18 protein-coding genes are annotated in these 20,928 nt (G+C 65.3%); 12 read left to right on the top strand and 6 right to left on the bottom strand.

Features of this window, described 5'->3' with window-relative positions; all coding sequences use genetic code 11:
* Window positions 1-52 precede the first annotated feature (52 nt).
* The 7 genes from K7G82_RS04190 to K7G82_RS04160 all read left to right on the top strand — a co-directional run bounded on the left by K7G82_RS04190 (window position 53) and on the right by K7G82_RS04160 (window position 10,075).
* Complete coding sequence (locus K7G82_RS04190) at window positions 53-2,353, top strand: glycoside hydrolase family 65 protein (protein WP_222988594.1); 2,301 nt, start codon at window positions 53-55, stop codon at window positions 2,351-2,353.
* A gap of 5 nt (window positions 2,354-2,358) precedes the next feature.
* Window positions 2,359-3,009, top strand: coding sequence for a beta-phosphoglucomutase (gene pgmB / locus K7G82_RS04185; RefSeq protein ID WP_343228527.1), 651 nt, complete (start codon window positions 2,359-2,361; stop codon window positions 3,007-3,009).
* Window positions 2,999-4,273, top strand: a complete 1,275-nt coding sequence (locus tag K7G82_RS04180; RefSeq protein ID WP_246623261.1) for an MFS transporter — start codon at window positions 2,999-3,001, stop codon at window positions 4,271-4,273. The genes pgmB and K7G82_RS04180 overlap by 11 nt, the downstream gene beginning before the upstream one ends.
* 65 nt (window positions 4,274-4,338) lie before the next feature.
* Window positions 4,339-6,819: a TonB-dependent receptor gene (locus K7G82_RS04175; RefSeq protein ID WP_222988592.1), complete on the top strand. Its 2,481-nt coding sequence runs from the start codon at window positions 4,339-4,341 to the stop codon at window positions 6,817-6,819.
* A gap of 47 nt (window positions 6,820-6,866) precedes the next feature.
* Entirely contained in the window at window positions 6,867-8,294 is a 1,428-nt protein-coding gene (locus tag K7G82_RS04170; RefSeq protein WP_222988591.1) for a sulfatase family protein, read from the top strand.
* A 78-nt stretch (window positions 8,295-8,372) separates the two neighbouring features.
* The gene (locus K7G82_RS04165; protein WP_222988590.1) at window positions 8,373-9,308 is read left to right on the top strand and encodes an ABC transporter ATP-binding protein; all 936 of its coding nucleotides are present in this window, start codon (window positions 8,373-8,375) and stop codon (window positions 9,306-9,308) included.
* The gene (locus tag K7G82_RS04160; RefSeq protein ID WP_246623260.1) at window positions 9,308-10,075 is read left to right on the top strand and encodes an ABC transporter permease; all 768 of its coding nucleotides are present in this window, start codon (window positions 9,308-9,310) and stop codon (window positions 10,073-10,075) included. Before K7G82_RS04165 ends, K7G82_RS04160 begins: the two co-directional genes overlap by 1 nt.
* 258 nt (window positions 10,076-10,333) lie before the next feature.
* Here K7G82_RS04160 and K7G82_RS04155 read toward each other — a convergent pair whose 3' ends face one another.
* The 5 genes from K7G82_RS04155 to K7G82_RS04135 form a co-directional block, all read right to left on the bottom strand.
* On the bottom strand, window positions 10,334-10,612 hold the full coding sequence (locus K7G82_RS04155) for an integration host factor subunit beta (RefSeq protein ID WP_222988588.1): 279 nt from the start codon (window positions 10,610-10,612) through the stop codon (window positions 10,334-10,336).
* Window positions 10,613-10,881: 269 nt separating this feature from the next.
* Complete coding sequence (locus K7G82_RS04150) at window positions 10,882-12,090, bottom strand: ABC transporter permease (RefSeq protein ID WP_222989010.1); 1,209 nt, start codon at window positions 12,088-12,090, stop codon at window positions 10,882-10,884.
* Window positions 12,090-12,791: an ABC transporter ATP-binding protein gene (locus K7G82_RS04145; protein ID WP_222988587.1), complete on the bottom strand. Its 702-nt coding sequence runs from the start codon at window positions 12,789-12,791 to the stop codon at window positions 12,090-12,092. Before K7G82_RS04145 ends, K7G82_RS04150 begins: the two co-directional genes overlap by 1 nt.
* Entirely contained in the window at window positions 12,781-14,361 is a 1,581-nt protein-coding gene (locus K7G82_RS04140; protein WP_222988586.1) for an efflux RND transporter periplasmic adaptor subunit, read from the bottom strand. The genes K7G82_RS04145 and K7G82_RS04140 overlap by 11 nt, the downstream gene beginning before the upstream one ends.
* Window positions 14,358-15,752: an efflux transporter outer membrane subunit gene (locus tag K7G82_RS04135; protein ID WP_343228526.1), complete on the bottom strand. Its 1,395-nt coding sequence runs from the start codon at window positions 15,750-15,752 to the stop codon at window positions 14,358-14,360. The genes K7G82_RS04140 and K7G82_RS04135 overlap by 4 nt, the downstream gene beginning before the upstream one ends.
* A 146-nt stretch (window positions 15,753-15,898) precedes the next feature.
* Between K7G82_RS04135 and fabD the strand changes: the two genes are divergently transcribed.
* The 5 genes from fabD (at window position 15,899) to mltG (ending at window position 20,442) form a co-directional block, all read left to right on the top strand.
* The gene (gene fabD / locus K7G82_RS04130) at window positions 15,899-16,837 is read left to right on the top strand and encodes an ACP S-malonyltransferase (protein WP_222988584.1); all 939 of its coding nucleotides are present in this window, start codon (window positions 15,899-15,901) and stop codon (window positions 16,835-16,837) included.
* 94 nt (window positions 16,838-16,931) lie between these two features.
* Window positions 16,932-17,669: a 3-oxoacyl-[acyl-carrier-protein] reductase gene (fabG, locus tag K7G82_RS04125; RefSeq protein ID WP_222988583.1), complete on the top strand. Its 738-nt coding sequence runs from the start codon at window positions 16,932-16,934 to the stop codon at window positions 17,667-17,669.
* A 198-nt stretch (window positions 17,670-17,867) separates the two neighbouring features.
* The gene (locus K7G82_RS04120; RefSeq protein ID WP_222988582.1) at window positions 17,868-18,104 is read left to right on the top strand and encodes an acyl carrier protein; all 237 of its coding nucleotides are present in this window, start codon (window positions 17,868-17,870) and stop codon (window positions 18,102-18,104) included.
* 105 nt (window positions 18,105-18,209) lie between these two features.
* Entirely contained in the window at window positions 18,210-19,469 is a 1,260-nt protein-coding gene (gene fabF / locus K7G82_RS04115; protein ID WP_222988581.1) for a beta-ketoacyl-ACP synthase II, read from the top strand.
* A gap of 4 nt (window positions 19,470-19,473) precedes the next feature.
* Window positions 19,474-20,442, top strand: a complete 969-nt coding sequence (gene mltG, locus K7G82_RS04110; protein WP_222988580.1) for an endolytic transglycosylase MltG — start codon at window positions 19,474-19,476, stop codon at window positions 20,440-20,442.
* A 27-nt stretch (window positions 20,443-20,469) separates the two neighbouring features.
* Here the strand turns inward: mltG and K7G82_RS04105 are convergent, their stop codons facing one another.
* The gene (locus K7G82_RS04105) at window positions 20,470-20,904 is read right to left on the bottom strand and encodes a hypothetical protein (RefSeq protein WP_246623258.1); all 435 of its coding nucleotides are present in this window, start codon (window positions 20,902-20,904) and stop codon (window positions 20,470-20,472) included.
* Between the last annotated feature and the right edge of the window lie 24 nt (window positions 20,905-20,928).

The raw sequence follows: 20,928 nt of genomic DNA, 5'->3' as shown, positions 1-20,928 counted from the left end.
CTAAGGCAAGTCCATTGCCGCTCCGACGGCGTGGAACAGGGGAGGAGAGTCGGTGCTCGCCGACGGTGATTCGACGATGACGCGCGCGCGACCGGGCGGCGATGCCGACGCCGGCTGGCTTCTGACCCTGTCCGACATTCCAGCCGACCGCGAACCCTGGGCTGAAACGCTTTGCGCGCTCTCGAACGGTGCGCTCGGCGTGCGCGGCGTGATCGAGGAATCACCGGCAGGCCGTGCCACGACCTTCCTGGCCGCGGTGTTCGAGCAGAACCCGATCCATTATCACGAGCAGCTCAAGGGGTTCGCGACCGGCACAGATACGCGCGTGCCGGTAGCGGACGGCACGGTTCTCGAATTGCTCGTCGACGGTGTCTCGATCGGATCGACGCTCTGGCCCTCCACCAGCGAGCGCGTGCTCGACCTGCGCACGGGTGTGTTGACGCGGCGAAGCGTGTGGGACAGCGCGTACGGCCGGATCGCCGTCACGTCCGAACGCGTGGTGCCGTTCGACACCGACGCGACGATCGCGACGCGATTGACGATCGAGGCTCTCGACCGGCCCGTCGCGATCGAAGTCCGTTCGCTGCTGTTGCCGTCGGTGGCGGGCGCGGCGCAGGGGGACGACCCGAGGATCGGCGCCGCGGGCGACGGGCAGGGGCTCGAAACGATCGTCCGCGATGCGGCGCGTGGCTTGCTCGTCCAGCGCACGCGCCGAAGCGGCATCGAGGTGGCGGCCGCGATCGCGCACGACGTGACGGACGAACCGCTCGATATCGCGGGTGGTGTCGGTACGCGGATGGTGGCGGAAACGGCGCCCGGGCACCCCTTCCGGTTTGAGAAAATGATCGCCTATCGCTGGCGGGGTGGCGATGCGGATCGTGATGCGCGCGGGGCTGTCGCGCGCGGGTTCACGGCGATCGTCGATACGCAGCGGGATGCGCTTTCCGCCTTCTGGCGCGATGCGGAGGTTGTGGTCGATGGCGACGACAGGGCGACGCTCGCGCTCAGGCTGAACATGTTCCACGTTTTTCAGGCCGCCAGCCGGACCGGCGAGGCCGGCGTCGCGGCCAAGGGCCTGACCGGCGAGGGCTATGAGGGCCATTGCTTCTGGGACAGCGAGATCTTCGTCCTGCCGATGCTGGCATGCACCGCCCCGCGGCTTGCCCGGGCGATGCTCGATTATCGTTTTTCGACGCTGGATGCCGCACGCGCCAATGCACGGACGCTCGATCTCGATGCCGGCGCGCTCTTCGCGTGGCGCACGATCGCGGGCCACGAATGTTCCGCCCATTATCCCAGCGGTTCGGCGCAATATCACATCAATGCAGACATCGCCTTTGCCGTCGGCCTTTATGATGCGGCGACCGGCGATCTGAATTTCCTCGCCGAGAAGGGCGCGGAACTGCTGATCGAGACCGCCCGGATCTGGCCGCTCCTGGGGCATGATGCGATCGACGGATCGGGCGAGTTCCGCATCCATGGCGTGACCGGGCCGGACGAATATACCGCGCTGATCGACAATAACTGGTACACCAACCGCATGGCGCAGGCGCATCTGCGCCTGGCAGCGAACAGCGTCGACAGGCTGCGCGCCGAACGGCCGGACGCATGGCGGGCGATCGCGGTGCGGTTGGCGGTGACGGACGAGGAAGTGGCGCGCTGGCGCATGATCGCCGATGCGATGCGCCTGCCTTACGATGAAACGCTCGATATCGACGCGCAGGACGACAGTTTCCTGTCCAAGCCGCGCTGGGATATCGCGGGAACGCCGCCGCGCAAATTCCCGCTGCTGCTCCATTACCACCCGATGACGCTTTATCGGCACCAGGTCGCGAAGCAGGCGGATCTTGTCCATGCCCTGATCCTGGCGGGCGACGATATCGATCGCGATCGCAAGCGCCGCGCCTTTGATCATTACGCATCGGTGACCGTCCATGATTCGACGCTGTCGGCCTGCGCATTCTCGATCCTGGCGAGCGAGGTGGGCCGTGGCGACGAGGCGATGCGCCATTTCCGTGAGGCGGCGTTCGTCGATCTCGAGGATCGGCACCGCAACACCCATCATGGCGCACATATGGCGGCGATGGCCGGCAGCTGGCAGGCCCTGGTCTGGGGTTTCGCCGGCTTTCGCCCGATCGGCGGCATCCCCCATTTCTTGCCTGTCCTGCCCGACGCATGGGATGGTTATGCGTTCACCCTGTCATGGCGCGGATCGCGTCTGCATGTCGAAGTGACGGCCGAAGGCTGCGGCTATTCGCTGACATCGGGGCCGGCGCTGACGCTGTTCCACGGCGATACCGGGATCATGCTCGCACCCGGCGAGCGCCGGTGGTTCGGCGTCACAGCACGATGAGGCAAGTGCCCCCCATCTCCGCGGTCCTGTTCGACCTGGACGGTGTGCTGACCGACACCGCCCACGCCCATTATGCGGCGTGGAAAAGACTGGCCGATGAACTGGGCGTGCCTTTCGACGAAGCGACGAACGAGGCGCTGAAGGGCGTCGATCGCATGGGATCGCTCGATCTGCTTCTTCGCCATGGCGGCCTTTCGGTCGATCCGGAAAGCCGCGACGCGCTGGCGAGCCGCAAGAACGGATGGTATCTCGACGCGATCCAGGCCTATGGCCCCGCCGATCTGTTCCCCGGCGCGCGCGAAGCGTTGTGCGCGGTACGTGATGCCGGTCTACGCAGCGCCCTGTGCTCGGCCAGCCGGAACGCGCCCGCGCTGATCGATCGCCTGGGCATCGCCGATCTGTTCGATATCGTCGTGGACCCGGCGTCTGTCCCGCACGGCAAGCCGGCGCCCGACATCTTCCTGGCCGCTGCCCGCCAGCTCGACCTGTCAGCGGACAGGTGTTTGGGCGTCGAGGACGCGCCGGCCGGTGTCGCGGCGATCCATGCCGCCGGCATGTTCGCGATCGGCATTGGCGATCCGCAGGTGCTTTCGGACGCGGATCGCGTCATTCCCTCCATCGCCGATTTCCGGCTGGAGGATTATCATGCCCGCTGAGATGGCGATACGCGCGCAACGCCGGCGGGTCGCGCTTGCGCTGATCCTCACCTACGCGAATTTCGCGATCCTGTTGAACAGCGTCGGCACCGTGATCCTTCAGGCCATGCTGAGCTTCGGCATCGCCAAGACCGAAGCCGCGATCCTCGAAGCCTTCAAGGATCTGCCGATCGCGATCGTTTCTCTCGCCGTCGCAGCGATATTGCCGCGGTTCGGTTATCGTCGCGCGATGATCGCGGGGCTGTGCCTGGTCGCGGCGGGTGCGCTGGCGATGCCGCTGATCCCATCGTTCGCCACGACCAAGCTGATGTTCCTGCTCACCGGGGTGGCGTTCGCGCTCGTCAAGACCTCGACCTATGCGACGATCGGGCTGGTGACAGACGACCGGCGTTCTCACGCCGCGCTCACCAACCTGATCGAAGGGCTGTTCATGGTTGGCGTGCTCGGCGGTTATTGGCTGTTCGCCGCCTTTATCGATCCCGCCGATCCGTCGGGGACGGGCTGGCTCGATGTCTATTGGATCCTCTTCGCCGTCGCGCTCGCCAATATGGCGCTGCTTGCGGCCAGCCCCTTCGACGAACGGGGTGCCGTCGATCCGGCGTCGTCGGGTCCGATCCAGGATATGCGGGCGATGATGGCGCTGGTCGCGCGCCCGGCGGTGTTCGTGTTCGTCTTCTCGGCATTCCTCTATGTGCTGATCGAGCAGGGCGTGGGCACCTGGCTGCCGACATTCAATGCCGAAGTGTTGCATCTGCCGACGGCGATGAGCGTGCAGGCGGCGAGCCTGTTCGCCGCGGCGCTCGCGCTCGGCCGGCTGGGCGCAGGTGGGCTGGTTCGCGTCGCCGGCGGGCTGCCGGTGCTGCTGGGGTGCATCGCGGGCATTCTGGCGGTTGTTCTGATCGTCATGCCGATCGCCGCGCGATCGTTGCCGAATCCGGACATGACATGGTTCAACGCGCCGCTCGCAACCTATGCGATGCCGCTGATCGGGCTGTTCCTGGCGCCGATCTATCCGACGATCAACTCGACGATCCTGTCGTCGCTGCCACGTGAACGGCATGCGGCGATGACCGGGCTGATCATCGTCTTTTCCGCGCTCGGCGGCACCACCGGCTCTCTGGTGACGGGCCGGGTATTCGCCGCGCTGGGTGGCGCTACCGCCTTTCAGCTCGTGGTCGTTCCCGCGCTGCTGCTCGGGCTGCTGCTGGTGCTGATGCATCGGATGCTGGGTGAAAGGCGGACCGCGCCGGCGGTCAGGGACTGATTTCGGGGCGAAGACACATGAAAACGAGATATGCAGGGAAAGGAAAACCACCGATGATTTTCAACATGCGCACAGTGTTGCTGGCCTCCGCGGCTTCAGTCCTGATGACGGCGCCGGCCTATGCCGAGGATGATGGCGCCGCCGGAGCCGGCCAGTCGCAACAGGCCGCCTCCACCGACGATCAGGGCGGCGATGACTCCGCCGCGAATGATATCGTTGTCACCGGTACGGCGCGGTCGAACGGCCTGCGCCGGCTGGATGCCGGCTTCTCGATCACGACCGTCACCGCCGAAGACCTGCAGCGCATCACGCCGCTGAGCACGGCGGACGTGCTCAAGACGGTGCCGGGTACCTATATCGAATCCTCGGGCGGCGTCGCGGGCCTGCGCGTCGGCGTGCGCGGTTTCCCGATGAACGGCGGTGGGCAATTCTCCACCGTCCAGCTCGACGGCACCACCTTGTTTCCGCCCAATACCCTGGGCTTCATCGAAAGCTTCAGCCTGTTCCGCGTCGACGACACCGTCGAACGCACGGAAGTGCTGCGTGGCGGCCCCAGCCCGATCTTCTCCAACGGCCAGCCGGGCATCACGCTCAACTTCATCCAGAAGAAGGGCAAGGACGTTCCGGAGGGAAGTGCGCGCGTCACGGTCGGCGCCGAAGGCCTTTATCGGTTCGACGGTTTCCTGGGCGGGAAGATCGGCGAAGGCTGGTACGCGACGGTCGGTGGTTTCTACCGCGTCAGCGACGGCCTGCGCGATACCCAGTTCCGCGCCGATGACGGCGGGCAGATCAGCGCGACGCTCACTCATCGCTTCGCGGACGGCGAGGTGACGGTGTGGGCGCGCCGCGTGAAGGACTCGAATGTCTTCTTCTCAGGGGCGCCGTTGCTGTCCTCCGCGAGCGGAAAACTGAGCGTTTATCCCTTCTTCGATCAGCGCAAGGATGCGCTGGCCGGCGAGGATACCCGTTTGCTGACCTTCCAGGTGACGCCGGGCGCCACGCCGGGAACGATCAACCGGGATTTCTCGGACGGGCGCACCATCAAGCTCACCCAGTTCGGCGGCAGCTTCGATTTCACGCCCGGCGATTGGCGCATCAGCAACAAGATCGGGTATCTGACGGGCACGGCGGATACGCGCGCGATCTTCACCAGCGCTGTTCCGACGACGCTCAGCGCCTATATCGCGGGGCGGGTGACCGCCATCAACGCGACCCCCGGGATCGTCGCGACCGCCGGTCTCGCGACCTCGGGCACGGCGCGCTTCACCTCCACCGGCGCCGCGATCACCGACGGCAGCCAGCCGGTGATCGTCGCCGGCTTCTGGTCGATCGACAAACATGTCGAAACCTTCACCAACGATCTGCGCATCAGCCGGACCTTCGGACAGCATAATTTCACCATCGGATCCTATTTCGCGACGCATTCGATCAGCGACCTCTGGTACCAGGGCAACAATGCGCTGCTGGCCTTCGAACCCAATGCCCGCCGTATCGATGTGGCGCTCGACAATGGCGCACAGATCACCCAGAACGGCTTCACGGGCTATGCCACCAACAATTTCAGCGACAGTTTCGACGGCACGAACATCGCCGGCTTCATCGCCGACGAATGGGAAGTGAGCGATGCGCTGCGCGTCGATGCCGGCGTGCGCGTGGAACATTACAAGACGAGTGGTTCGGTCGGGCTCGCCTCGAACGTCAATCTCGATAACAACCTGCTGACGGTCTACAACAATGCCGTGTCCGTGCTCACCGGGCAGACCCGCGCCTATGAATATTCGAAGACGCAGTTCTCCTACACGGCGGGCGCGAACTATTATATCACGCCGCGCCTCACCACCTTCGTGCGGATCAATTCCGGCTTCCGCTTCCCGACCTTCGACGAGATTTACGGCGGTTTCCGCACCGTGCAGAAGGTCAAGCAGTATGAGCTGGGCTTCAAGACTGCGCAGCGGTTCCTGGATGCGTCGCTGACGCTGTTCCGCAACGACTTCGAAGGGCAGACCTATTCGCAGCAGGTGGTGAACCCGACCACGGGCGCGATCACCACCGTGATCGCCGTCGCCGGATCGCGGACCTGGGGCGCCGAACTCGAAGGCGCGCTGCGGCCGACGCGCAACCTGGCGATCAACTTCAATGCCACCGCCTTCCGCGCGCGGTTCCGCGATATCGACGCCGGCGTCGCCAATGGCGTCCAGAACGGCTATCGGGTGCCGCGCCAGCCGAGCTTCCAGGCACGGATCGGGCCCAGCTACATGATCCCGTTCGATGGCGGCGATCTGACGCTGTTCGGCGCCTATACCCATGTCGGCGCGCGCTTCTCCGATATCCAGAACCTCCAGAAGCTGCCCGCCTATGACACGATCGATCTGGGCGCCGCGCTGAAGGTCGATCCGTTCGAACTGCAGGTGACGGTCAACAACCTCACCAACACGCTGGCGTTGACCGAGGGCAATGCGCGGATCATCGGCACCACCGGTGGATCGGTCATCGCGCGCTCCAACTTCGGACGCTCCTTCCAGGCGACGGCGGTGTATCGGTTCTGATCGCGAACGCCGGGCCGGTCGCGGCCCGGCGTCATGGAGAAGAAGGCATGGATATGAAGCGCAGGGATGTCCTGGGCCTTGGGGCGGGCGCGATGCTGGGCCTGGCTCAGGCGGGGCGGGGGCATGCGGCCGGCCTTGATCGTGCGCGCAGGCGCAATGTGCTGCTGGTGGTGAGCGACGATCAGGGGCTCGACCTTGGCAGCCTGGGCGTCGCGGTGAAGACGCCGCATCTCGATGCGCTGGCGGGAGAGGGCACGCGCTTCGACCATGGCTATGCCGCCGTATCGTCGTGCAGCCCGAGCCGGGCCACGCTCTATACCGGCCTCTACACCCACCAGAACGGCATGTACGGATTGGCGCATGACGTTCACAACCAGTCTCTGAAGGACGGTGTGGAAACCTTGCCCGCGCTGCTCAAGGCGTCGGGATATGCGACCGCGCTGGTCGGCAAGAAGCATGTCCGTCCGGATGCGGCCTTTCCCTATGATGCGGAGCTCGCGCCCGAGAAATCGGGCATCCGGGACGTCGCGCTGATCGCCGATGCGACCGAACAGTTCGTCCGCGCCGCCGGAGACAAGCCCTTCTTCGTCACCATCGGCTATAGCGATCCGCATCGCGCGCCCGTCAATTTCGGAAACGACCGACCCTGGCCCCGTGTCGAGGAGGTTCGTTACGATCCGGCGCGCGTGACGGTGCCGTCGCATCTGCCCGATCTGCCGCAGGTTCGCGCCGATCTTGCGCAATATTATGAATCGATCAGCCGCCTCGATCAGGGCGTCGGCATGTTGCGCGCCATGCTGGAAAAGACCGGGCATGGCGACGATACGCTGATCATCTTCCTGAGCGACAATGGCCGGCCCTTTCCGGGCGCCAAGACCAATCTCTACGATCCGGGGCTGCATCTGCCGCTGATCGTGCATGCGCCGGGCGCGGGGGGCGGGGCGGTGTGCGACGCGATGGTGAGCTGGATCGACATCGCGCCGACGATCCTGGCGTGGACGGGGGCGGCGGGGCCCAGGCAGCCGCTTCCCGGGCGCTCGCTGTTGCCGCTGCTGGGTCAGCGTGGCGCGCCCGGCTGGGATGAGATCTTCGCCAGCCACGAGTTCCACGAGATCAATCAATATTATCCGATGCGGGCGATCCGCACGCGCACGCGCAGCTATATCGAAAATCTCGCCTGGCAATTGCCCTATCCGGTCGCGGGCGACGTGGCAGGCTCCGAAAGCTGGAAGGCGATCGTGTCGGATCCCGGCATCCGGATCGGACGGCGCAGCCAGGCGGCCTATCTCCAGCGCCCGGCGCGCGAATTCTACGATCTTTCGCGCGACCGCGACGAGGTGGTCAACCTTGCCGAGCGGGCGGATCGGCGCGCCGAACGCGAGGCCCTGGCTTCGCGGCTGACCGCGTGGCGAGCCGCGACCCGGGATCCGTGGCTGGAAGGCCAAACCTCCCCGCATCAGCCGGAGCAGCATTGATCATCTGATCGCGGATTGCGCATGGCATCATGTCTGGATCGTTGCAGTCGGCCGGGCGTGCGCCTAGATATTCGATCCATGCAGCCGATCATCTCGATCTCGGATCTCACCAAGACTTACAAATCCGGCCACCAGGCGCTGAAGCGCGTGGATCTGGAGATTCGCAAAGGCGAGATCTTCGCCTTGCTTGGCCCCAATGGGGCCGGCAAGACCACGCTCATCAGCATCATCTGCGGGATCGTGCGGCCAAGTTCGGGCATGGTGACCGCCGATGGCCACGATATCGTGCGCGACTATCGCGCCGCGCGCACAAAGATCGGGCTGGTGCCGCAGGAACTGCACACCGACGCGTTCGAGACGGTGCTCGCCACCGTCAGCTTTTCGCGGGGGTTGTTCGGCAAGGCGCCGAACCCGGCCTATATCGAGAAGATCCTGCGCGACCTGTCGCTGTGGGACAAGCGCAAGTCCAAGATCATGGAATTGTCGGGCGGCATGAAGCGCCGCGTGATGATCGCCAAGGCGCTGAGCCACGAGCCCGAAATCCTGTTCCTCGACGAGCCGACCGCCGGCGTCGATGTTGAGCTCCGTCGCGACATGTGGGGGCTGGTCCACGAACTGCGCCAGAGCGGCGTCACCATCATCCTGACCACCCATTATATCGAGGAGGCCGAGGAAATGGCCGATCGGGTGGGGGTGATCAGCAAGGGCGAGCTGATCCTGGTCGAGGAAAAGACCGCGCTGATGAAGAAGCTCGGCAAGAAGACGCTGACGCTCAACCTGTCCGAACAGATGACCGCGTTGCCCGAGGGACTGGCGGACTGGACGCTGGAGCTCAAGGATGACGGGCACGAGCTCGAATATGTGTTCGACACGCATGACGAGCGCACGGGCATTCCGTCGCTGCTGCGGCGGATGAGCGACCTAGGCATCGGTTTCAAGGATCTCAACACACGCCAGAGCTCGCTGGAGGAAATCTTCGTGAGCCTCGTCCATGATGGCGCGGGGAGCAAGTGATGGCGTTCAATCTCCACAGCGTCTGGGCGATCTACAAGTTCGAGGTCGCGCGCTTCGGGCGAACAGTGCTGACCAGCCTGATCACGCCGGTCATCACCACCTCGCTCTATTTCATCGTGTTCGGATCGGCGATCGGATCGCGGATGACGGAGATCGGCGGCATTCCCTATGGCGCGTTCATCGTGCCGGGGCTGATGATGCTGACGATGTTCACGGAAAGCATCTTCAACGCCAGCTTCGGCATCTACATGCCCAAATGGTCCGGAACGATCTACGAATTGCTCTCCGCGCCGGTTTCTGCCTTCGAGACCGTCGTCGCCTATGTCGGCGCGGCGGCGACCAAATCGATCGTCATCGCCTCGATCATCTTCGCGACGGCGCACCTGTTCGTCGATGTACAGGTCGCGCATCCGCTGGCGATGATGGCGTTCATGCTGCTGATGGCGGTCACTTTCTGCTTGTTCGGCTTCATCCTCGGCATCTGGGCGCAGAGCTTCGAACAGCTTCAGGTCGTGCCGATGCTGGTGGTGATGCCGATGACATTCCTCGGCGGCGCCTTTTATTCGATCGACATGCTGCCTGCGGCGTGGCGTACGGTGACGCTCTTCAACCCCGTCGTCTATCTGATCAGCGGCTTTCGCTGGACGTTCTTCGGCAAGGGCGACGTCGCGATCGAGATCAGCCTGGCCGCGGTCTTTGCGTTCCTGCTGATCTGCCTGGCCGTGGTCGGCTGGATGTTCAGGACGGGATACCGGCTGAAGAATTGAGGGCGGCAGTCGGCCATGCCGCTGCGAAAACTCGATACAGGGCCCTCTCGATGCAGGGCCCTCTCGATGCAGGGCCCCCAGGTCGGCATTCGCGTGAAAGCGGGAGGCCTCGTCGCCCCTGGGTCAATCCGGCTTCTTTTTTCCGATGCTTCTTTTTTCCGATGCTTCGCGCAAAAGCTGGATCCCCGCACATGCGGGATGACGCAGGTCAGAGCGTCCCGACGAAACCACGCACGGACGCCTGTCCATCTGGTCCCGTTAGACGTTCAGGCGCTCGCGCATTTCCTTGCCCGGCTTGAAATAGGGGACGCGTTTCGCGTCGACGTCCACCGACTCGCCGGTACGCGGATTGCGGCCGACACGGGCCGTGCGCGCGCGCGTCGAAAAGGCGCCGAAGCCGCGAAGCTCGACGCGTCCGCCTTCCGCCAGGCGCGCGGTGATCTCGTCGAAGAACACATCGACGATGCGCTCCACATCCTTGACCGAAAGATCGGGATTTTCGTCGGCGAGCCGCTGGACGAGTTCTGATCGGATCATTCCCTAACCCCTAAACCACATTCGCAAGGCTTCGACCCATCCCGACAAGGGCCGCCCGCCCGAAAACCGGTAAACCACATCACCGGCTAACCTCGATTAACTTGCCCAAAAACGCTTCAAATCGCAAGTTTTTCCGCGTGGGACTTGGGGGCTTCCGTGCCGAAGCGGGATGATCGAAGCGATCAGCCGATTGGAAAGGCTGGCGAATTCCACTCTGCCTCAAAAATGGCCGTCGAAGGCCGATTGTCGTTTCGGCAGCGAATCGCTCCTCATTCGTGCCGAAGCGCGTCGATCGGATTGAGTTGCGCGGCCCGGCGCGCCGGAAAATAGCCGAACACCACACCGATCGCGGCTGAGAAAAGAACGGCAAGCAGGTTGATCTTCACGTCGAAGATGAAGGGCACCTGCATCAGCGGTGCGATCGCGATCGAGGCGATCAGCGCGATGAACATGCCGATCAATCCGCCCAGGCACGACAGCACGATCGCCTCGACCAGGAACTGAAGCAGCACTTCGCTGGCGACGGCGCCGATGGCGAGGCGGATGCCGATCTCGCGCGTGCGCTCTGTCACCGAAACCAGCATGATGTTCATGATGCCGATGCCGCCCACCAGCAGGGAGATCGCGGCCACCGCCGCGACGATCTGGGTCAGGATCGTCGTCGTGCCCGTCAGCGTGTCCGAGATCTGCTTGGTATCGAACACGTTGAAATTGTCCTGGTCGCCGGGCTTGATGCGACGCCGTTCGCGCATCAGCCCTTCCAGCGATGCCTGCACGACGGACGTATCATAGGCATCGTCGACGGCGACCATGATCAGCCCCAGGTCGCGATTGCCGGTGAAGCGTCGCTGGACGAACTTGATCGGCATCACCGCCACATCGTCCTGGTCCTGGCCGAAGCCGCCCTGGCCGCGTGTTGTCAGCACGCCGATCACCTGGCAACTGATGCCCTTGATCCGGAAGCGCTGACCGAGCGGATCGTCCTGCTTGAACAGGTTGCGCCTGAGCGTGCTGCCGATGATGCAGACCGGTTTTCCGGCTTCCTCCTCCTCGGGCATGAACAAGCGGCCCGATTCCAGCGCCCATTGCTGCGCTTCGAAATAGGAGGCGGTGGTGCCGTTGATCGTCGTCGACCAGTTATTGCCTTCGTAGATCGCGGTACCCGATGTCTGCGCCTGGGGCGCCACGGCGCGGACACCCGCGATCTGGTTGGCGATCGCGGTCACGTCCTCGGGCTTGAAATCGGGCGGTCGCGGCCCGCCGCCGCCACGGCCGAAGCCTTGGCCGGGGCGAAGCTGCAGGATGTTGGCACCCAGGCTTGCGATCTGTTCGCGAACCGCCGCGGTCGCGCCATTGCCCAATGTCGTCATGGTGACGACCGCCGCCACGCCGATGATGATGCCCAGGGTCGTCAGGAAGGAGCGCAGCTTGTGGCGCAGGATCGCGCGAAAGGCGAGGGTGACGGTGGTGCCGAGGATCATGACCGCTTTCCCTTTTCGATCCGTTCGACCAGCCCATCCTTGAAATGGACGATGGTGCGCGCGAAGGCCGCCATGTCGGGCTCGTGCGTCACCATCAACACGGTGATGCCGCTGTTGAGATTGAGGTCCGTCAGCAATTCCATGATCTCGACCGATCGCTCGCTGTCGAGATTGCCGGTCGGCTCGTCGGCCAGCAGCACGTCCGGGTGGGTAACGATCGCGCGCGCGATCGCGACGCGCTGCTGCTGCCCGCCCGACAGTTCGGCCGGGGTATGATCCCACCAGGGTTTCAGCCCGACCTTGTCGAGCGCGGCCATGCCCGCATCGTAGCGCGCCTTCTTGTCCTCGCCGCGATAGAGCAGGGGCAGTTCGACATTCTCGAGCGCGGTGGTGCGGCTGAGCAGGTTGAAGCCCTGGAAGACGAAACCCAGATAGCGGCGGCGCAGCAGCGCGCGCTGGTCGCGATCGAGCGATTCGACGCGGTGTCCCTTAAACTCGAAGGATCCCCCGCTCGGCACGTCCAGGCAGCCGAGGATGTTCATCGTCGTCGACTTGCCGGAACCCGAAGGGCCCATAACCGCGACGAAATCACCACGCTGGATGTCGAGATCGACGCCTTTCAGCGCCTGGAAGGCGGTCGGGCCGCTGCCATAGGTCTTGGTGACCCCGCGCAGGCGGATGATCGGATCATTGGCCATTGGGCGCGGCCGCTCCGCCGGACTGTTCGCGCTGGCGGCGTGGCTCCCGTTCGCCATTTGCGGGTGCCTCGACGCCGCCGCTGTCGCGTGGCGAGGTCGTGCTGGCGCCGGCCGGCGCACCGGCACCGGCGGTGCCCGATGACGGTACGGTCGCGGGCGCCGCGCCGTTGGCCGGGGCATCCCGGCCGCCGCGCTTGCCGCCGCCACGCCCTTCGCCATCGCCGCGATCCGCCTCCGGTGCCTGCTGCCCGGCTGCGAGCTGGCCGGTGATGACCTTCATCCCCTCCTTGAGGTCGCCGCCGGTGATGACCGTCCGGTTGCCGTCGCTGTCGCCGATGACGACGTTGATCGCCTTGGGCTTGCCGTCGTCGCCCACCACATAGACGGTCTGCCGGCTTCCGGCCCCGAAGCTGACTTCGCGCGTGGCACGATTGCCGAAGCGGCGGGGGCCGGGAACGATCTGGCTGGTGATGCCGCCGCGCTGGTTGCCGCCGGCCTGTTGCGGATTGAAGCGCAGTGCCGAATTGGGAACGAGCAGGACGTTCTGGAGCTGTTTGGTGACGATATCGGCGGTCGCTGTCATGCCCGGCCGCAACGTCTCGTCGGGATTCTGGACCGACAGGACGGCGGTATAGGCGACCACCGTGCCCGTGCTGGACGATGCCGCCGACGAAGAGGATGACGAACTGCTGCTGCTCGCGGCGTTGGAGCCGACATTGACGCGTGTGATCCGGCCGGGGAAGTGGCGGCCGGGGAAGGCGTCGACGGTGAAGGTCGCTTCCTGCCCGTCCTTGACCTGGCCGACATCGGCTTCGTCGACCGAAACCTCCACTTCCATCTGCTGCAGATTCTCGGCGATGGTGAACAGCACAGGCGCGTTGAACGATGCCGCCACCGTCTGGCCCGGCTCGATATCGCGCGACAGCACGACGCCGTTGACCGGGGAGACGATCCGGGCGCGGCTGAGATTGAACTGGGCTGAAGAAAGCTGCGCGCGCGAAACTTCGACCTGCGCCTCGGCCGAGCGCACCTGGGCCAGCGCCTGACGGAAATTGGCGCGCGCGGTGTCGAGCTCGGTCCTGGACGGCACCTTGCCGCCGGACAGCCTGAAAACCTCCTCCTGGCGGGCGAGCGTGGCGCGCGCCAGCGCTTCCTGCGCTTCCGCCTGGGCGACGCCGGCCTGCGACGCGGAAAGCTGCGAACGGCTCTGCGTCACCGCGTCGTTCAACCGTGCGGGATCGAGTATCGCGAGCAACTGGCCTTTGGTGACCCGGTCGTTCACGTCGACATAGACTTCGGTGATCAGGCCCGATTGCTCGGAGCCGACATCCACCTGATTGATCGGTTTCAGATTGCCTGTCGCGGAAACGGTGACGGTCAGATCGCCCTTGCGCGCCTCGCGGGTCGTATAATTGGGTTCCTCGCTGCCGCCGAAGCAGCGCGCGACCAGCAGCACGAGGATGACGAGCAGCGCCAGCGCGCCGCCGCGTACGGCCCATTTGCGCCAGGGCTTGCCCGGCTGGACTCCCAGGAAATCGTCGAGGCCGGCGGTGGTCGTGGTATCGTTCATCGGGCAATTCCGTCCATGCTTTGCCATCCGCCGCCAAGCGCGCGATAGAGTTGAACAACCGCCAGCGCCTTGTCGGCGCGGCTGGAGGCCAGACTGTTGCGGGCCGAAAGCAGGGATTGCTCGGTCTGCAGAAGCGTCTGGAAATCGGTGAGGCCGGCGCGATACTGGCTGCGCGCCAGGATCGCCGAGTTGTTCGCGGCATCGAGCGCCGTCGCGAATTCGCCCATGCGTGTGCCGGCCGAACCGAACGCGTTGATCCCGTTCTCGACATCCTCGAGGGAGGTCAGCACGGTCTGCTTGTACGAAGCGAAGGCGGCGTCCGCCGCCGCCTGTTGCGAGCGCACCGCCGCGCGCCGCCGCCCTCCATCGAACACCGATTGGGCGATGCTGGCGAAGAGCCCGCCGGTGACGGTATCGAACAGCCCGCCGAGCGAGAAGGCGTTGGTGCCGATATTGCCCGTGATCCGAAGCGAGGGCAGCAGATCCGCCTCGGCAACGCCGATCCGAGCGGTTGCGGCGGCGAGCGTGCGTTCCGCGGCCCGCACATCGGGGCGCTGGCGCAGCGTGTCGGCTGGAATGCCGGTCGCGATGGCGTCTGGCGCGGACGGGATCGGAGCGGTTGCCTCGAGCGCGGCGGTCGCGGCGCCCGGCGCCTCGCCGGTCAGCACGGCGATCCGGTTGAGAGCGCCGCGATACTGGACTTCGATGTTCGGGATCGACGCCGCCGTCCTGGCTCGCTGCGCGCGCGCCTGTTCCTGATCGAGCGACGAGACGAGTCCGGCCTGCACGCGCCAGCCGGCGATGTCGAGATTCTCGCTGTCGTTCGACAGGGTTTCGCGGGCGATGCGCAACTGCTCCTGCGCCAGGCGCGCCTGGATATAATTGGTCGCGACTTCGGCGACGATCGCGACGCGGACATTGGCGAGGTCATAACCCGCGCCCTCCGCATCGGCGCGCGCCGCCTCGATCGAACGGCCGATGCCGCCGAAGATGTCGACCTCCCACGCCGCGTCGCCGCCGAGCGAGAAACTGCTGCGATCGGTGCCAGGGCTGCTGAAATTGCGCCCCGCGCCGCTGGAGGCATCGAGTGTCGGCAACAGCCCGGCCCGCGCCTGCACCAGCGCTTCCCGCGCCTGCCGGAGCCGCGCCGTCGCATGGGCAAGGTCGAGATTGGCCGAAACCGCGCGTTCGACCAGCGCATCGAGCGTGGGGTCGCCCAATTGGGTCCACCAGGTCGCCATGGCTTCCGGCGACAACTGCGTGCCGCCGCCCTGGCTATAGTTCTGGGGAACCCCGAGCTCGGCGGGAGCCGCGGGCCGATAATCGGGCCCGGCCGCACATCCCGCGACCAGCGAGGCGAGGCTCAATGAAAGGATCAGCTTGCTGCGCACCCGTGGATAGACTCCGTTTCCGCCTGAACGGGAAATGAAATTCATGCGGCTTGCGTGCCGTCTTTCCTCTCTCTAGGTCCTGCCGCAACCTATTTTCCGCGCCAATCAGATTTGTGTCGCGAATTGTAACAGGAGCAGAATTGGCCATGAAGGCGTTCATTTTTCCGGGACAGGGCAGTCAGGCCGTCGGCATGGGCAAGGCGCTGGCCGATGCGAGTCCCGCTGCTCGAGAGGTGTTTCAGGAGGTCGACGAGGCGCTGGGGCAGAATCTGTTCCGGCTGATGACCGAAGGGCCCGAGGATCAGCTGACGCTCACCGAGAATGCGCAGCCCGCGATCATGGCGAACGCGATCGCCACCTTGCGCGTGCTCGAACGCGAAGGCGGCGTCCGCCTTGCCGACAAGGCCGATTTCGTCGCGGGGCACAGCCTGGGCGAATATAGCGCGCTGTGCGCCGCGGACGCGTTCGATCTCGCCACCACCGCGCGCCTGCTCAAGCTGCGCGGGCAGGCGATGCAGGCTGCCGTGCCGGTGGGCGAGGGCGCGATGGCCGCGCTGCTCGGCGCCGATATCGACAAGGGCCAGGCGCTTGCCGAAGCCGCGGCCGAAGGCGAGATCTGCACCGTCGCGAACGACAATGATCCCGGCCAGGTCGTGATCTCCGGCCACAAGGGTGCGATCGATCGCGCGGTGGCGCTGGTCAAGGATCACGGTATCAAGCGCGGCATCCTGCTGCCCGTTTCCGCGCCCTTCCATTGCCCGCTGATGCAGCCCGCCGCCGACGCGATGGCGGAAGCGCTGGCCAATGCCGCGATCCGTGCGCCGCTGGTTCCGGTGTTCGCGAACGTCACCGCCGCGCCGGCCGCCGATCCGGACACCATTCGCGGATTGCTGGTGGAGCAGGTGACGGGGCGCGTGCGCTGGCGCGAATCGGTGCTGGCGATGGAGGCCGCAGGCGTCGTTCAGTTCGTCGAATTCGGCGGCAAGGTGCTCGGCCCCATGGTCAAGCGCAGCGCCGCCCGCGAAGTCGAGGCTGCCAGCCTGGTTTCGATGGACGATATCGAGGCGCTGCTGAAAACGCTGTAAGGCCCTTGTCGAGCGCCATGCCGGCGAAAGCCGGCATCTCGAAGGGCACGCAAGATGCCGGCTTTCGCCGGCATGACGTGAAGGGAATGAAGTCATGTTCGATCTGACAGGGATGACCGCGCTGGTGACCGGCGCTTCGGGGGGAATCGGATCCGCGGTGGCCAGGGCTTTGGCGGCGCAGGGCGCGCGGCTGGCGTTGTCGGGCTCCAATGTCGAAAAACTGGAGGCGTTCCGCGCCGAACTGGGCGGCGACCATGTCGCGCTCGATTGCAACCTGGCCGATGGCGCGGCGGTCGACGGGCTTGTCCCACGCGCCGTCGAAGCGCTCGGTCAGCTCGATATCCTGGTCAACAATGCCGGCGTCACGCGCGACAATCTCGCGATGCGGATGAAGGACGAGGAATGGGACACGGTGATCCGCGTCAATCTGGAAGCTGCGTTCCGCCTTGCCCGTGCCGCCGCCAAGCCGATGATGAAGGCGCGGTTCGGCCGGATCGTCTCGATCACCTCGGTGGTCGGCGCGACCGGAAATCCGGGGCAGGCCAATTATGCGGCCTCCAAGGCCGGCCTTGTCGGCATGTCCAAGGCGCTGGCCCAGGAGCTCGCGAGCCGTGGCATCACCGTCAATTGCGTTGCGCCCGGCTTCATCCGCTCGGCGATGACCGATGTGCTGCCGGACGCGCAGAAAGAGGCTCTGCTCGGCCGGATTCCGGCGGGCAAGCTGGGCGAAGGCGACGATATCGGGGCCGCCGTGGTCTATCTCGCCAGCCGGGAAGCATCGTACGTCACCGGGCAGACGCTGCACGTCAATGGCGGGATGGCGATGCTCTGATCGGGCGATCGGGGTGCAAGGGAACAACAATCTTGCGCCCATTCCCCCGATATCGCTTTTTTTCTTTGGTTCTGCGGCGCAAAATTCCTTGTGAATTGGCGGCCCGCCCGAACCAGTTCCGTGGCCCTCTTGCCAGCGGCGCGACGGCACATTAGGTGCGTCGTGAAGCTGAACACCCATTAAGAAAAGGAAGACCTCATGAGCGAGACCGCCGACCGCGTGAAGAAGATCGTCGTCGAACATCTCGGCGTCGAGGCCGAGAAAGTGACCGAAGACGCGAGCTTCATCGACGATCTGGGCGCGGACAGCCTTGATATCGTCGAGCTCGTGATGGCCTTCGAGGAAGAATTCGGCGTCGAGATCCCCGATGACGCGGCCGAGAAGATCTCGACCGTCAAGGACGCGATCTCCTATATCGACGCCAACAAGGGCTGATCGGCTGGCCACTCGGCCGCCAAATGATATGGAAGCGGCTTCCCGACCCGGGTTCATCAGGGCCGGGGAGCCGTTTTGCGTTGGAATTTCTATCGGAGTGAGACTATGCGCCGCGTCGTCGTAACCGGACTTGGCCTCGTGACGCCGCTGGGGGCGGAAGTCGAAACCGTCTGGAGAAACCTGATCGCGGGCAAGTCCGGCGCAGGCCAGATCACGCGTTTCGACGCGACCGACTATGCCTGCCGGATCGCGTGCGAGGTGAAACCCGCCGATCATGAATATGGCTTCGATCCTGCCAAGCGTGTCGACCACAAGGTCCAGCGTCAGGTCGATCCCTTCATCGTCTATGGCATCGATGCGGCCGGCCAGGCCTATGAAGATGCCGGACTCGCCGATCTGACCGAAGCGCAGCGCTATCGGGCCGGCTGCTCGATCGGTTCGGGCATCGGCGGACTTCCGGGCATAGAGGAAGAATCGATCGTCCTGCACGAAAAGGGCCCGCGCCGCGTCAGCCCGCATTTCGTCCACGGCCGGCTGATCAACCTGATCACCGGACAGGTGCAGATCAAATACGGGCTGATGGGGCCGAACCACGCGGTCGTCACCGCCTGCTCGACCGGCGCGCATGCGATCGGCGATGCGGCGCGGATGATCGCGATGGACGATGCGGACATCATGCTCGCGGGTGGCGCCGAAGGCGCGCTTTGCCCGCTCGGCATTGCCGGTTTCGCGCAGGCCCGTGCGCTTTCGACCAATTTCAACGATGAGCCGACCCGCGCCAGCCGTCCCTGGGACAAGGATCGCGACGGTTTCGTGATGGGCGAGGGCGCGGGCATCGTCTGCCTCGAGGAATATGAGCACGCCAAGGCGCGCGGCGCGAAGATCTATGCCGAAGTGCTCGGCTACGGCCTGTCCGGCGACGCCTATCACGTGACGGCCCCGCATCCCGAGGGTTCGGGCGCCTATCGATCGATGGAGATGGCGATGCGCAAGTCCGGCCTGTCGCTCGCGGACATCGACTATATCAATGCGCACGGCACTTCGACGCCGCTTGGCGACGAACTTGAGCTCGGTGCGGTCAGGCGTCTGTTCGGCGCCGATATCGCCGGCCTGTCGATGAGCTCGACCAAGTCGGCGATCGGCCATCTGCTCGGCGGCGCCGGCGCAGTCGAATCGATCTTCGGCATCCTCGCGATCCGTGATCAGATCGTTCCGCCGACGCTCAATCTCGACAATCCCAGCGACGGCTGCGACGGCGTCGACCTCGTGCCGCATGTCGCGAAGGAACGGGCGGTGAAGGCGATCCTCAACAACAGCTTCGGCTTTGGCGGCACCAACGCCAGCCTGGTGATGCGGGCGGTCTGATCCGATGCGCAAGGCCGGCTGCCTCGGCCTGATCGTTGCCGCCGCTCTTGGGCTCTCGGCACTTTATGTGCTGCGGACCTGGGGCGGCCCCGGCCCGGCCGAGCAGAACATGACCGTCGTCATCAAGGACGGTTCTTCGCTGACCGGCGCGGCGCGGACGCTGGAACAGGCGGGCGCCATCCGTTCGGCCGACCTGTTCCTGACCTTCGCGAAGCTGCTGGGGGACGACGCGCCGATCCAGTCGGGCGAATATCGCATACCCAAGGGCATGAGCGCGTCAGACGTGCTCAAGATGCTTCAGGGCGGCAAGACGCTGCAGCGCTTCGTGACGGTGCCCGAAGGCATGCCTTCGATCCTCGTCCATGAAAAGCTGATGGCGGAGAAGCTGCTGACCGGGACGGTCGAAATACCCGCCGAAGGATCGGTGCTGCCCGATTCGTACAGTTTCGAACGCGGAGAACCGCGAGCCGCGGTGCTCAAGCGCATGCAGGCCGCGATGACGAAGAAGCTCGACGCGCTTTGGGCGGCGCGCAAGCCGACCAGTGCGGTTTCCAGCCCGCGCGAGGCGATCATCCTGGCGTCGATCGTCGAGAAGGAAACCGGCGTTCCGAGCGAGCGGCGCATGGTCGCTTCGGTCTACAGCAACCGCCTGCGCACCGGCATGAAGCTTCAGGCCGATCCGACGGTGATCTATCCGGTCACCAAGGGCAAGCCGCTGGGCCGGCGGATCCTGCGGTCCGAACTCAATGCCCAGAACGGCTACAACACCTATGCGATGGCGGGCCTCCCGGCGGGGCCGATCGCCAATCCCGGCGCCGAATCGATCGCGGCGGTGCTCGATCCCGAACAGAGCCGGGCGCTCTATTTCGTGGCGGACGGCAGCGGCGGCCATGTCTTCGCCGAGACGCTGTCGCAGCACAACGCCAATGTGCAGAAATGGTATGCGCTGCGTCGCGCCAAGGGCGAGATGTAACGATCTGCGGCCGTGCCGTGTTCGGGGTCAGCCGATCCAGCCCCTTGCGGCGGCGAAGCAGGTGAACCAGATCTGGATCACGCACATGGCGACGATGAACAGCGGGAAGCCGGCTGTTCCCCAGCCGAGCTTCTGGCCGCCGCGATAAGGGCCGAAAAACCAGCCGAACTGGATGACCACCGCGATCAGCGACACAACGAATGCCCATCGCGCCGCATCCATGCGTGCGGCGAGGAGCAGCGCACCGGCAAGTCCCGCGCCGACCGCAACGACATAGGCGAATTTGACCAGGCCGGGCTGCGCCGTCCACGCATCGCGTTGCGCGTCGGGCAAGGCGGCGAGCTTCTCGGGCGTGATGGTCAACTGGCTGTAACAGGCCCAGCAGCCCATCAGGCCCCACAGGATGAAGACGGCGACGACGATCCAGAACCATGTCGGCGCGGCCATGGCGGCTTCATTCATGGCATCCCCCTTTTTTCTCCCGGG

The sequence above is a fragment of the Sphingomonas colocasiae genome (assembly GCF_019880585.1).
Taxonomy (GTDB): domain Bacteria; phylum Pseudomonadota; class Alphaproteobacteria; order Sphingomonadales; family Sphingomonadaceae; genus Sphingobium_A; species Sphingobium_A colocasiae.
The sequence above is the reverse complement of the archived record's forward strand: the minus strand, read 5'-3'. Positions and strand labels throughout refer to the sequence as shown.